This window comes from Cysteiniphilum litorale, from assembly GCF_003428165.1.
In the GTDB taxonomy this organism is placed as follows: Bacteria; Pseudomonadota; Gammaproteobacteria; order Francisellales; family Francisellaceae; genus Caedibacter; species Caedibacter litoralis.
This window is the reverse complement of record NZ_QLIQ01000051.1, coordinates 1-12,910: the sequence shown is the minus strand read 5'-3', so window position 1 is coordinate 12,910 and position 12,910 is coordinate 1. Positions and strand designations below refer to the sequence as shown.

Annotated in this window: 11 protein-coding genes; 9 read left to right on the top strand and 2 right to left on the bottom strand. The window is 39.1% G+C overall.

Annotated elements, in window-relative coordinates; translation table 11 throughout:
- Positions 1 to 130 precede the first annotated feature (130 nt).
- From DNJ75_RS13215 to DNJ75_RS13175, 9 genes are all read left to right on the top strand, one after another.
- Positions 131 to 2,341: a Tn3 family transposase gene (locus DNJ75_RS13215; protein ID WP_117003927.1), complete on the top strand. Its 2,211-nt coding sequence runs from the start codon at positions 131 to 133 to the stop codon at positions 2,339 to 2,341.
- A complete protein-coding gene (locus DNJ75_RS13210; RefSeq protein WP_117003926.1) occupies positions 2,338 to 3,042 on the top strand; it encodes a tyrosine-type recombinase/integrase in 705 nt (234 codons plus the stop codon). The genes DNJ75_RS13215 and DNJ75_RS13210 overlap by 4 nt, the downstream gene beginning before the upstream one ends.
- Positions 3,043 to 3,353: 311 nt before the next feature.
- The gene (gene hppD / locus DNJ75_RS13205; protein ID WP_224742366.1) at positions 3,354 to 4,436 is read left to right on the top strand and encodes a 4-hydroxyphenylpyruvate dioxygenase; all 1,083 of its coding nucleotides are present in this window, start codon (positions 3,354 to 3,356) and stop codon (positions 4,434 to 4,436) included.
- Positions 4,437 to 4,634: 198 nt separating this feature from the next.
- The gene (gene maiA / locus DNJ75_RS13200; RefSeq protein ID WP_117003925.1) at positions 4,635 to 5,279 is read left to right on the top strand and encodes a maleylacetoacetate isomerase; all 645 of its coding nucleotides are present in this window, start codon (positions 4,635 to 4,637) and stop codon (positions 5,277 to 5,279) included.
- Complete coding sequence (gene hmgA / locus DNJ75_RS13195; RefSeq protein WP_117003924.1) at positions 5,272 to 6,564, top strand: homogentisate 1,2-dioxygenase; 1,293 nt, start codon at positions 5,272 to 5,274, stop codon at positions 6,562 to 6,564. The genes maiA and hmgA overlap by 8 nt, the downstream gene beginning before the upstream one ends.
- On the top strand, positions 6,564 to 7,913 hold the full coding sequence (gene fahA, locus DNJ75_RS13190) for a fumarylacetoacetase (RefSeq protein ID WP_117003923.1): 1,350 nt from the start codon (positions 6,564 to 6,566) through the stop codon (positions 7,911 to 7,913). The genes hmgA and fahA overlap by 1 nt, the downstream gene beginning before the upstream one ends.
- Positions 7,885 to 8,709, top strand: a complete 825-nt coding sequence (gene phhA, locus DNJ75_RS13185; protein ID WP_117003922.1) for a phenylalanine 4-monooxygenase — start codon at positions 7,885 to 7,887, stop codon at positions 8,707 to 8,709. Before fahA ends, phhA begins: the two co-directional genes overlap by 29 nt.
- A gap of 85 nt (positions 8,710 to 8,794) precedes the next feature.
- Entirely contained in the window at positions 8,795 to 9,130 is a 336-nt protein-coding gene (locus DNJ75_RS13180; RefSeq protein WP_117003921.1) for a 4a-hydroxytetrahydrobiopterin dehydratase, read from the top strand.
- Positions 9,131 to 9,200: 70 nt separating this feature from the next.
- Positions 9,201 to 10,508 (top strand): Glu/Leu/Phe/Val dehydrogenase dimerization domain-containing protein, encoded by a 1,308-nt coding sequence (locus tag DNJ75_RS13175; protein WP_117003920.1) that lies wholly within the window; start codon positions 9,201 to 9,203, stop codon positions 10,506 to 10,508.
- A gap of 16 nt (positions 10,509 to 10,524) precedes the next feature.
- Here DNJ75_RS13175 and DNJ75_RS13170 read toward each other — a convergent pair whose 3' ends face one another.
- Together DNJ75_RS13170 and DNJ75_RS13165 are read right to left on the bottom strand one after the other, a co-directional pair.
- Positions 10,525 to 11,634 carry a TfuA-like protein gene (locus DNJ75_RS13170; protein ID WP_117003919.1) on the bottom strand — a complete coding sequence of 370 codons (1,110 nt, stop codon included), beginning with the start codon at positions 11,632 to 11,634 and terminating at the stop codon, positions 10,525 to 10,527.
- Complete coding sequence (locus DNJ75_RS13165) at positions 11,627 to 12,673, bottom strand: YcaO-like family protein (RefSeq protein ID WP_117003918.1); 1,047 nt, start codon at positions 12,671 to 12,673, stop codon at positions 11,627 to 11,629. Before DNJ75_RS13165 ends, DNJ75_RS13170 begins: the two co-directional genes overlap by 8 nt.
- Between the last annotated feature and the right edge of the window lie 237 nt (positions 12,674 to 12,910).

Below are 12,910 nucleotides of genomic sequence, written 5' to 3'. Positions count from 1 at the left end.
CATCGACAATCCAGTGGTCTTATACCGCAACAGAAATCTCCCTCATTGAATCGCGTAATCGAAATTCACGCCTTTATTTTGCATTACTTTTAAAACACTATCAATATGCTCATGAGTTTTTAAAAGATCTTTGCAGCATTCCAAAGCAAGTGATCTACGCACTATGACAGATCGCAATCGGTGTGCTTATTTGTCTATTTATGTCTACGCGAGAAAGCAAACGTTGCTTGATACCGCTATTGATATGTTTAATTGCTTGATCAAAAATGTCATCCATAAATCAGAAAGACGTGTTGTCAAAAAGCTGATTGAAGGTGTCAAAAAAGTTTATGGAAAGGACGAGATTTTATTCAATATTGCTGAGGTATGCTTGGCTGAGCCCAAAGGAACGATTCAAGATAGTATTTTTCCAATTGTCACTGAAGATAAATTCAAAAAGATCATCGAAGAATATGAAAAGAAAGGACCACGTTATCAAACCATTTTGCATGAACAGATTAGAGGTTCATACGCCAACTACTATAGACGTATGATTCAACCTTTTTTGCAAAATATAACCTTTTGCTGCAACAACCAAGATCATCAACCTATTTTAAATGGTATCAAATTGATTATGGAATATTTTGACAGCAAGAAAACCTACTTCCCTGATCAAGAGGTAATACCAATGAGCTTTTTGCCTGAGAAATGGAAAAAACGTGTTATTGACGAAAAAAATGGCAAGGTCAAGCGAATCGGTCATGAAGTCTATTTACTTAAAAAGCTGGCTGATGCGATTCGTTGTCGAGAAATATGGATTAAAGATGCTTTTAAACATCGTAATCCTGATCATGATTTACCGAGTGATTTTGAAGCCAATCAAAATATGTATTTAAATGATTTATCTTTGCCAACCACTGCTGATGATTTTATTAAGACATTGCAAAACAACTTAACTGATGCACTGGAGAGATTTAACAATAATATCACGCATAATGATAAAGTTCGCATATCAATCAAAACTGATAAGAAAAAGGGACGTATTGTACTGACACCTCTTACAGCGCAGGTAGAATCACAAAATGTTAAAACTATTAAGAAGCATCTACAGGAAAAATGGCAGACAACGAATTTAATTGATATGTTAAAAGAAACGGAGTTAGGTTTAAATTTAACAGCTGATTTTGTTTCATATGGCGAGAAAATCTATCTTAAACCAAAAGAAATATCAGAGCGTCTATTGTTAGCCATCTATGGCTTTGGCACAAATGTCGGTCTTAAACATATATGTGCAGGCAATGAAGCAGTAACCTATCATCAACTGAGACATATCAAAGATTATTTTTTAACAGCCGATAATTTGAAAAATGCCATTAGCAAAGTAGCTGATGCTATTTTTAAAATACGTTTTCCAGAAATATGGGGAAATACACCACTGGCAGTCGCATGTGACTCCACGCAATTCTCAGCCTATATACAAAATCTAATTGCTGAGTATCATAATCGATATGGTGGACGTGGCGTGATGATATACTGGCATGTTGAAAAAAATGCCTGCTGTATCCACTCGCAACTCAAAAGTGTTTCCAGCTCAGAAGTTTCTTCTATGATAGAGGGTGTGTTACGTCACTGCACTGAAATGTCAGTCCAAAAAAGCTATGTAGATACCCATGGGCAAAGTGAAGTTGGATTTGCTTTTTCTCATTTGCTAAGCTTTAGTCTTATGCCAAGATTTGCTAATATTGATAAACAAAAGTTGGCACAGTGTGCACTCGTTGATTATCAAAAATATCCAAACATTAATGCTATTTTTAGTGACTCTATCAATTGGGAGTTGATCAAAGAGCAATACAGCCAAATGGTAAAATATGCTGCTGCTATGAAACTAGGTTATGCTGACCCGGAGTCAGTGCTTAGAAGGTTTTCTAAAAACAATTTAAAGCACCCAACATATAAAGCATTATCAGAGTTAGGTGGAGTTATTAAAACAATATTCTTATGTGAATATCTCATGGATGAGTCAATGCGTCAGGAGATTCAAGAGGGCTTGAATGTTGTTGAGCTTTGGAATGGTGTCAGCAAATATATTTTTTATGGAAAAACAGGTGAAATTACCTCAAATAATGAAAAGGTTCAGAACCTATCTGTTAAATCACTACACCTGACACAATTATCAATGGTCTATATTAATACGATAATGATTCAGCAAATTCTAGTTGAACATAATTTAATAGGCAAATTAACCGAAGAAGATAAGCGCGCCTTAACACCATTGATATACGAGCATGTTAACCCTTACGGACTGTTCCCCTTGGATTTAGAAAAACGATTGCCATACATACAATATGAGGTAGCAGCATGAGTGAAAAAATATCAGCTAAAAAAATGGCAGTTAAAATTGCTAAACTATTAAAGCCACAGCAACCCAACTATGATTATTTGCGCGATGTCTTTAAATTTGTACGCCAGGATTTAAACATTGAAGTCACGACTAAAACTAAGCGTCTGCCTTATGTTCCCACAGAAGATGAGATTAAAAAAATATATCAAGTGATATGGGAGACGAAGGGTCCAAAACATATTCTTATCACTAAAGTCTTTTTATATACAGGCGTACGAGTCAGCGAGCTTGTAAAAATCAAATTAGCCGACGTCGATCTAAATCAATGTCGTATCAGAATAAATCAAGGCAAGGGCAAAAAAGATCGAATGGTGCCTTTCCCGCAAAAGTTCAAAGAAGTCCTCGTAATTCATATGGAACAATATAAAAAAGAAAATCGTATCTATCTCTTTGAATCAGGATTTCATCGACATTATTCTGACCGAGGGATTAGAAGAATGTTTATGCGTTATACAGAAGAAGCTAAATTAGCACATTCAATCTCGCCACATAAACTTAGGCATTTTTTATTCACGTGGTTAAAAAAACAGAATATTGATGATGCCTTTATTCAACCGTATTCAGGTCACTCAAAACGTGAATCTTTAGAAATATACTCAAAGCTATCGTTAGCAGATGCACAAGGGAAGTATGATGATGTTATTGGGGACTTTCCTGTATGAAATTAACCCAGACTGACCCACAGCGCAAGTTCCGGAGCATTAGGCCTATATAAAGTAATTCTTCAGATTGTAGAATAATTTCCTCTTTAAAATAATTTCAATATTTTTTCACCTTTTCCGTTGTGATCTGGATGCAAACCCAGCCAAGCTATGCTATGTTAACGCCACTTAAACGGGGTACTTCCTGTATATGCTTACCATAATTCAGTGAGTTACTATCTGGAGCATTCCGTTTTGTATCGATTTTTCATTATGTCTATGCCCACCTTCAATTATTTGATGATGGGTGTTACAGCAACAAGGAGATTGGAATGAGTAAAATGGATATCACGACAAATCCAGCGGGAACACGTGGATTTAGTTTCTTGGAATTTGTCAGCACAACGCCGCAAAAAATGCGTGATTTATTTAGCCTTTTGGGTTTTACCTTGGTTGGGCAGCATAAGACTAAAACCATTGAACTATGGCAACAAAATGATATTTTCTTTTTGTTGAATAACGAATCACAAGGTTTTGCTAAAGCATTTAAAGAAACGCATCAATCGGGTGCATGTGGTATGGGCTTTGTGGTTAAAAATGTTGAGCATGCCTTAGCTCACTGCATTAAAAAAGGTGCCAAATTGAAAGCGCAAAATACGGATGACTGGCATGGACAAAATATCGAAGTCATCCACGGCATTGCTGACACAAAGCTTTATTTGACAGATTATTCCTCAATTATTGACAGTGGGTTGTTTGAGATGATTCCTGATGCGAAAGCTCAGATGCAAGCCAATGAGTGTGGCTTGTTGTATATCGATCATCTGACACATAATGTCTTTCGCGGCAATATGGATAAGTGGGCAGATTACTATATTGATCTATTTAACTTTCGCCAAATTCGTTATTTTGATATCGAGGGTAAACTCACGGGGCTATTGAGTCGGGCGATGACGAGTCCGTGCTTGAAAATCAAAATCCCAATCAATGAATCTGCCGATGATCATTCGCAAATCGAAGAGTTTTTGCGTGAATTTAATGGTGAAGGGATTCAGCACATTGCTTTGGAAAGTCAGGATATCTTTGCAACGGTCGAAAAGCTCAAAGATTCAGGTGTTGAGTTTATGCATACACCTGATAGCTATTACACCAAGACGCATGAACGCCTGCCGTATCATCCCGAGTCCGTTGAGCGCATGCACAAAAATCGTATTTTAATCGATGGCGCGCCAACTAAAGATGGTGGTTATTTATTGCAGATTTTCACCAATACTGTGATTGGTCCGGTGTTTTTTGAAATCATTCAGCGCAAAGGTGATGATGGCTTTGGTGAGGGCAACTTCCAAGCCCTGTTTGACTCCATTGAGCTTGATCAAATCGAGCGTGGTGTGTTAAGTACGCAAGAGCATAAATAACTGGAGTTATGCACTTTAGAAAAAACTATGATTTTATAAACACCCCGTCAGCCTGCGGCTGACACCCCTCTTGCAAAGAGGGGAATTAGGCAGCGTTGATTTTATATTCCCCTCTTTGCAAGAGGGGTGCCGAGCTTGCGAGGCGGGGTGTTGAAATAGGAAAAGTCCGTAACTCTAGTAATAACTAAGGAAACTAAGATGATTTTATATGATTATTTTCGTTCATCCGCAAGCTTTCGCGTGCGCATTGCCTTGCAACTTAAAAAAATAAGTTATGAATCAAAAGAGATTCACTTAATTAATCATGGTGGCGAGCAATTCTCAAGCGCCTATAAAGCGATTAATCCGCAGTCACGCGTGCCCGCGCTACAAGATGGTAATGTCATTATCACGCAATCTTTGGCGATTATTGATTATTTAGAAGATAAGTATCCTAAGCATTCAATCTACCCAATTGATCCCGTATTAAAGGCTAAGGTTAAAGCCTTTGCTTTGACGATAGCTTGTGATATCCACCCTCTGAACAATTCAGGCACGCTTAATTTTTTGAAATCTGAATTTGCCGCAAATGAGGCGCATATTAATAAATGGTACGCACATTGGGTGCAATTAGGCTTTTCAGCCTTGGAGCAAACTCTACAGCAAACGGCGGGCATGTATTGTTTTGGTGATGAGATTAGCTTGGCAGATATCTGCCTTATTCCACAAGTGTTTAATGCTAAGCGCTTTAATGTGGATATCAGCAGCTTTCCAACGATTCAGAGAATCTATGAGCATGCCATGAAACATCCGGCATTTTTCAATGCCTCACCCGAGCAAGTCATGCTAAAGGAACATGAATAAAATGGTGGATTATCAGCTAGGATTTCATAGTTATTTTGCAAGTGAAGCACTCAAAGGCGCATTGCCTCAAGATCGCAATTCACCACAAGTAGCGCCCTTTGGCTTATACGCTGAGCAAGTCAATAACAGTGCGTTTACCGCGCCACGCGCGCAAAATTTTAAAGCATGGCAATATCGTATTCGCCCATCGGTGTTACATAGCCCAAAATTCACATTGATTAAAGAGAGTTTATTGCGTAATCACTACCATCAAGATGATGTGTTGACTCCGCCTGAGCAGATGCGTTGGAGTGCTTTAGCCACGCCACATGAGAAGAGAGATCTGATACAAGGGCTTGTGACGATGATGTATAATGAGGCAGCAGCAGTGCATCTATATGCGATCAATCAATCGATGGAGAATCGTTATTTTTATAGTGCGGATGGTGATTGGCTGTATGTGTTGCAACAAGGGCATTTGCGCTTCAAAACAGAATATGGCGTGATTGAAGCAAGACCGCATGAGGTGGTCGTTATTCCACGCGGCGTTCGTTATGCTGTTGAACTACTTGATGAGCATGCGCGTGGTTATATTTGTGAATCTAATTCAAGTACGTTTTATTTACCAGAGCGAGGTCCTATTGGCGCCAATGGCTTAGCAGAAGAGCGTCATTTCTTAGCACCTGTTGCCTCATTTGAAGATAAGACACAAAGCGCTTTATTATATTGCCAATATCAAGGGCGATTGTGGCAAGGTCAGATTAACCACTCCCCTTTAGATGTCGTTGCATGGCATGGCAATTTATATCCATATAAATACGATCTTGATTTATTTTGCCCTGTGAATACCGTGCTTAAAGATCATGCCGATCCAAGTATCTTTACAGTACTTACCGCGCCATCCTTAAATCTGGGTACAGCAAATGTTGATTTTGTGATTTTCCCACCGCGCTGGGTGGTTGGCGAGGATACCTTTAGACCACCTTACTATCATCGCAATATCATGAGCGAATGCATGGGACTATTAACCGGTATCTATGATGCTAAAGGTGAAGGGTTTGAGCCAGGAGGCATGAGCGTACACAATCCGATGTCGGCACATGGTCCTGATTATGATACATTTGCTCACGCATCACAGGCTAAACTTAATCCCGTGCGCTATCAAAATACCATGGCATTTATGTTTGAATCACGCCTGCCATGGCAATTAACCGAATTTGCGTTAATGAGTGAGCTGCGTCAGCAAAATTATCTGAATTGCTGGTCATCATTAAAAGCAAATTTTACAAAAGAGGTCATTGAATAATGTTAACAATCAAAGCAAATAACCCTAACTTAAAATCATTTATTGCAGTCGATAAAGACTGTCATTTCCCCATTCAAAATTTGCCTTTTGGTATTTTTAGCAAAACTGGCGAAGATAAAAGTAAAAAACGTATTGGTGTTGCGATTGGGCAATATATTTTGGATGTAAAGGCAGCTCATAACGAGGGCTTATTACATGAGTTTAATGTGGACTTAGCACAAATGAGCGCTTTAAATGATTTGTTTCAACATGGGCGCAAAAAGGTGCGTGAATTAAGACAGATCATCAGCGATTTACTCAATAGTGAGACAGCAACCTTACGTGATAACAAGTCATTAAGAGATAAAGTGCTAATTAAGCAAAGTGATTGCACACTTTACTTACCGATTGAGGTTAAAGGCTTTACGGATTTTTATTCCTCACGTGAGCATGCTGAGAATGTCGGTAAGATGTTTCGTGATAAAGATAATCCGTTATTACCCAACTGGTTACACTTACCGGTTGCCTATGATGGGCGAGCAGGAAGCGTTGTTGTTAGTGGCACAGAAGTCGTGCGCCCAAATGGTCAAATTAAACCAAATCCTGATGAGGCACCGATCTTTAGTCCATCTAAAGCCTTAGATGTTGAGGTGGAAATGGGTGCGATTATTGGCATGCCTTCGCAACATGGTCAACCGGTTACAATTGACCAAGCGCCTGAGCATGTAATCGGTATGGTATTGGTCAATGATTGGAGTGCGCGTGATATTCAAAAATGGGAATATCAACCATTGGGACCTTTCTTATCGAAGAATTTTGCCACCTCTATTTCAGCTTGGGTTGTGACCTTGGATGCGCTAGAGCCATTTCGTGTGCCGTCACCAAAACAGGAGACTGAAGTCTTAAGTTATCTTAAACGTAAAGAACATTGGGCAGTGGATGTTGAGCTGCAATTATCGATTAAACCCGCTAAAGAGCCAAATTATGAAGTAATATCAACCACCAATTATAAATACATGTATTGGGATATGATGCAGCAGCTAGCACATCACAGTGTCAATGGTTGCCCGATGATGACGGGAGATATCTTGGCGTCAGGAACCATAAGTGGCAAAACAAAAGATAGCTTGGGCTGTTTCTTAGAAATTACCGAAGGTGGTAAGCACCCAGTTGTCTTGAAAAATGGCGATAAGCGCGTGTTTTTACAAGATGGTGACGTTGCACGTATCGCAGGATTTTGCCAAGGACAAGGGTATAAAGTCGGTTTTGGCGAGCTGACTGGCGAAATTGTGCCATTTTCAGCTACACTTACAAACAACAACGCTCAAAGGGAGAATGAGCATGAAAACAAACAGCAAGTATGTTTCTAAAAAGCCAGATTATCGTGGGTTTGTTGTCTATGATGAGATAGAGAACAACACGTGGCAAACACTGATGGAAGCGCAACTTAAGATTATTCAAGGGCGAGCTTGTGATGAGTATTTAAAAGGCTTGGAATTTCTTAATTTTCCAGTTAATCGTATTCCACAGATTCCTGAGGTTAATGAAAAACTGCAGAAAGTTACAGGTTGGACGGTGGAGCCGGTACCGGCATTGATTGGTTTTGATCGCTTTTTTAAATTATTATCTGAGCGTAAATTTCCGTGTGCGACATTTATTCGCACGCCAGAGGAGCTTAAATATTTACAAGAGCCTGATATATTTCATGAGCTATTTGGTCATTGTCCAATGTTGGCTCATCCGGTTTATGCTGATTTTATGCAGCGTTATGGAGAGCTAGGCGTTGGGCAAACACCAGATGTTCAAAAACTTTTGGCGCGCTTTTATTGGTTTACTGTTGAGTTTGGTTTGATTAATACCCCACAGGGATTGCGTTGTTATGGCGGTGGGATTTTATCATCAATGGGTGAGACGGTTTATGCGTTGGAAGACCCTAAGGTGCGTTATGAGCGATTTGATGCTTTAAATATATTAAGAACGCCATATCGCATTGATATTTATCAACCGGTTTATTATATCGTCCATTCTTATGAGAGTATTTATAACGTACTAAAGGACGATTTTATTGATTTAATTAAAAAATCGCAGAGCTTGCCTGAGTTTAGAGCGCTGTTTCCCAAAAAGGAAAAGCCTTTGGAAAATGAAGGACTTGAGTTGATTGAATAACTCCAGTGAGTAAAAGGCGCTAGGTAGTTGATGTGAGGGCGTATGCAATACGCCCCTACGATTTTTGAAAGGTTAAGGAAATGTTATGGAAAATTTACTAGATAAGAAATGCCAAGTTTGTGAGTATGGTGACTTTACACCATTTACAAAATTTGAAGCACAAAGCTACTTACAAAAATTGCCATTGTGGCAGTTAAGTGTATGTGGCAAGAAAATAACACGTATATTTGAATTTAAAGGCTTTTATAAAACCATGGCATTTGTCAATGCCGTGGCATGGGTTGCCAATAGTGAAGGGCATCACCCAGATCTAGAGGTCAGTTTCAATCGTTGTGTGGTGCATTTTACAACACATGCCGTTGATGGCTTGACGGAAAATGATTTTATTTGTGCCGCTAAAGTTGATGCGTTGTTAAATTAATGAATATATAAGGGCGTATACAATACGCCCCTACGATTGGAAAGGGATAAAGGAAATATAAGGAATAAAAATGAATTTAACGGATTTTCAAAATAGTGTGGTTGATCGTTTACAGCATTTCTCACAGCAGGAACCTGAGATTACCTTTCAGTGGAAAGACAAGCGATCTACAGCGCGCGGGTTTTTGGTGATTAACTCGTTGCGTGGCAATGCTGCAGGTGGCGGCACACGTGTGCATGAGCATATTACGTTAGAAGAGGTGACGACATTAGCTAAAATTATGGAGATTAAATTTGCGCTATCAGGACCGGCAATTGGCGGGGCTAAAACAGGTATTCGTATCGACCCAGATCATCCTGAAAAATATGCGATTCTTGAGCGTTGGTATGAAGCCATTCGCCCACTATTGACGGAGTATTATGGCACAGGTAGTGATTTAAATACTGATATTCATAAGATCAATCATTTGTTGCGCGGTTTGGGGATCGATAACTCGCAGCAAGGGATTATTCATGCCTTCTGTCAAGGGGATCACTTTAGAACGCAAGCAGCTTATCACAATATGCATTTGCTAAATGCCAGTGTTAAAGTGGGGCAGGCAGATATTAAACTTGCTGAAATGGTCACAGGTTTTGGTGTGGCACAAACGGCTATTGCTTATTATCATGCGCGCAATGAAAGTATTCAAAATAAACGTATTTATATTCAAGGTGCGGGCAATGTAGGTGCAGCCGCTGCTTTTTATTTGCATCAAGCAGGTGCTGTAATTATTGCAATGACCGATCGAGATGCTGGCGTCATCCGTGATAAAGGATTAAGCGAGCAGGAAATTAATCAAGTTGTTAAAAGCCGCAGAGTGCTTAATGTATTAACGGACAATATGACGCATCAACAGTTTAACCAACAACTCATATCAGCGAATATTGATGTATTAATCCCAGCAGCTGGATCTAACATTATTGATAAAAATTTCATTGATCAAATGCAAAAATCAGGGCTTGAGCTTATTGCATGTGGTGCAAACCATCCATTTGTTGAAAGTGAATACTGTTATGGGCTTTGCTCGCAATATTTGGATGGCAAGCTTGCGGTAGTGCCTGATTTCCTTGCCAACATGGGCATGGCGCGAACCTTTTATACGATGATGTCAACACCTGAAGATAAAATATCAGTTGATTATATTTTTGAAGATATAAAAGCCATTATGCATAATGCGATAGATAAAGCATTTACGATGACTGGTGGACGCTTACTCACAGCAAGTTTATATGATCTTGCGTTAACGAATATTGATTTACCAGATAAAACAGCCAATTTTCTAAAGCAGTCGGCTAAGAAAAGCCAAGACAACCACACACCAGGGATTGCAATCCTTTAGTTGTCTAATCCACTTCCTAAAATCCATAATTAAGCTGATGCTCACAAGCATAGGCATTGGCAAGACGCTTGATGAGTAACAGATTTCTAAAGGTAGTTTCAACAAGACTCATATCGAGTTTTTTATCCATACACCACTGTTTAAAGACCTCACCATCATTCAGGTCAAGGTTTAGGCGAATAATATTGAGTGAACGCATAAAGCCAAGATCGGTTAATGCGATGCCTGTATGCTTTAATTGACATAGCGCAAACTCACAGATATTGATTGACCAGTGCGTAAGTTTGCTGAGTTCTTGCGCTTCATGAGAAACCTTTAAATCTGAATCTTTAAGATGATCTTTATCCTGCATTTCCTGAATTTTTTGCATTTTTTGCAAAACAAATAAAAGAGCGGCAAATTCACCACTGCAAAAAGTATCTTGCTTTAGTTTGTTAAGTGGAATGGTTGATGGCGTTGTAAACGATTTAATCTCTTGTGTTTTTGCCTTATTGATAATGTCAGCTAATTGCGTAATACACTGATAGGCATCGTTATATTTTGCATTAACATAATGTGTTTTAAGCAGGTTAAAAGCATCAGTGGTTAAGGTGCTTTGTAAAGCCTGCCACGTGCGACGCTTATAAAAGATATTATGTGCGCTATTAAAAAGTTCACGAGCAGCTTGTTGTGTGCATAGCTTGTTATCTATAAGAGCATCGCAGGTTGCGCGAATATTAATGCTGGGAATCGTTTGTATCATCTCATCACCCAAACGATAGTAGTTTATTGCGACTTCACTATCATCATCGGTGATATTGTTTTTATAACATTCATAGGCAAAACCAAAGCCAATCATGCCAAACACATCAAGCTCAGCAGCACGCAAAGCACCCATTGATGAGGCACCAATAACGGTAATCCCTTTCTCAAGTGCACAAAGGATTTCTTTATGCCAAACCGAGTTAGTGAAATCAAAATTGCCATCAATAAGAATGATAATGTTACTCTCCGGAATGACGCGCAATATATCGCCTGTTTTTGCCGAAGTGTGCAGACGGGCATGCGGCAGGTGCGTTTTAATCTCAGCATGCGTAATGCTTGTCTCAGCAAAAATATCGATCTGAAGTTTGGTTAGATCAAGCATTATCAAGCACCTCCTGTTTGACCAAAATGGATTTTAAAAAGGTGAGTTTCTGACTGTGATAAACATGAATAAGCGCGTCTTGTTGGGCTTTATGAAGAGCGTCCTTAAGTAGCGCTAGTGCCTTAGTTATGCTGTTGATGTTATGCTCAGAAATTTCACTAAATCTGATTTCATAAGCGTCGGGATTAAGCTTAAGGTTTGATTTTTCGTAAGCATGTTTAAATAAATCATCACGAGACCCGGCAATGGTGGTAACTTTGGATTGGATGGCTTCAGTCAGTGCACGATTAAGAGCTATCTCTTTGTTAAGATGTGCGCCATAGCCTGAGAAAACCATTTGATTGGCTGTTTTATCTTTGCTTTGGATTAAGCAACCAATGACGGGAATGCCATAAGGGTTCGGATAATACCTTAATTCAATATGATGAAGTAAGGCAATTTTGTCATAAAAAATATGCTCAATATCAAGTTTAAATTGCTGACTCTTTAAAGCAGTGCTTTTGCGTTCAATGCATTCTAATAAGCTATGTACTAGAGCCTCATCATAACTGTTCCCTGATGCAATGCCTGTGGTGTCAGTGGCTTGGATCACAACATCGGGGTGTCCCGAGTCAATGGATATAAATTGAAAGGGAACATAATAGCTTTGATTGCTTAGAAAGCTTTTACTTTGGCACCAGTTATGTGTTTTATCATCTTGGTAAATAATATTGCTAGAGAGTTGATTGGGTGAGATGAGATGACTGTTTTTCTCAAATGGCTTGTCATGTAACTCAGCCTTAACTTCTTCAGCAAAGTATAGCTCTAGCGCTTCCATATAAGCGCTAACTTTCGCAGCATCATGTGAAAATGACTTGCCTTGACTGGTTGATAATGATTTGCCTAATGGGCGAATAGAGGTGTATACAGGGATCTTGCTATCATCAAGATCCGTTAAATTAGCCAGACGTGTAATCTTTGCTTGCGGTAAATAAGCGTTAATAATTTTAAGAGTCTCACTAGGTGTTTTAATGCGTAGTGCGCTATCTAAAGTCGACATATTATACGAGTCTTTTCACTATGTTTAAGGTACAGTGATTATACATGAGTCATAAGCAACCTTTATATCTAAACTGGCAAAAGCTTTAAGTTAGTTGTTTCATAAGGGTTTCAGCAATTCCCGCTGAGTATGAAAAAGCTTGCAAACAAAGGTTTTTAGCGCGAAGATAAATTTATTTTTCGTAGCCTTGCCGGAGCGCAATGAAGCATCAGTTTAAAAAACACCTATCTATACCAT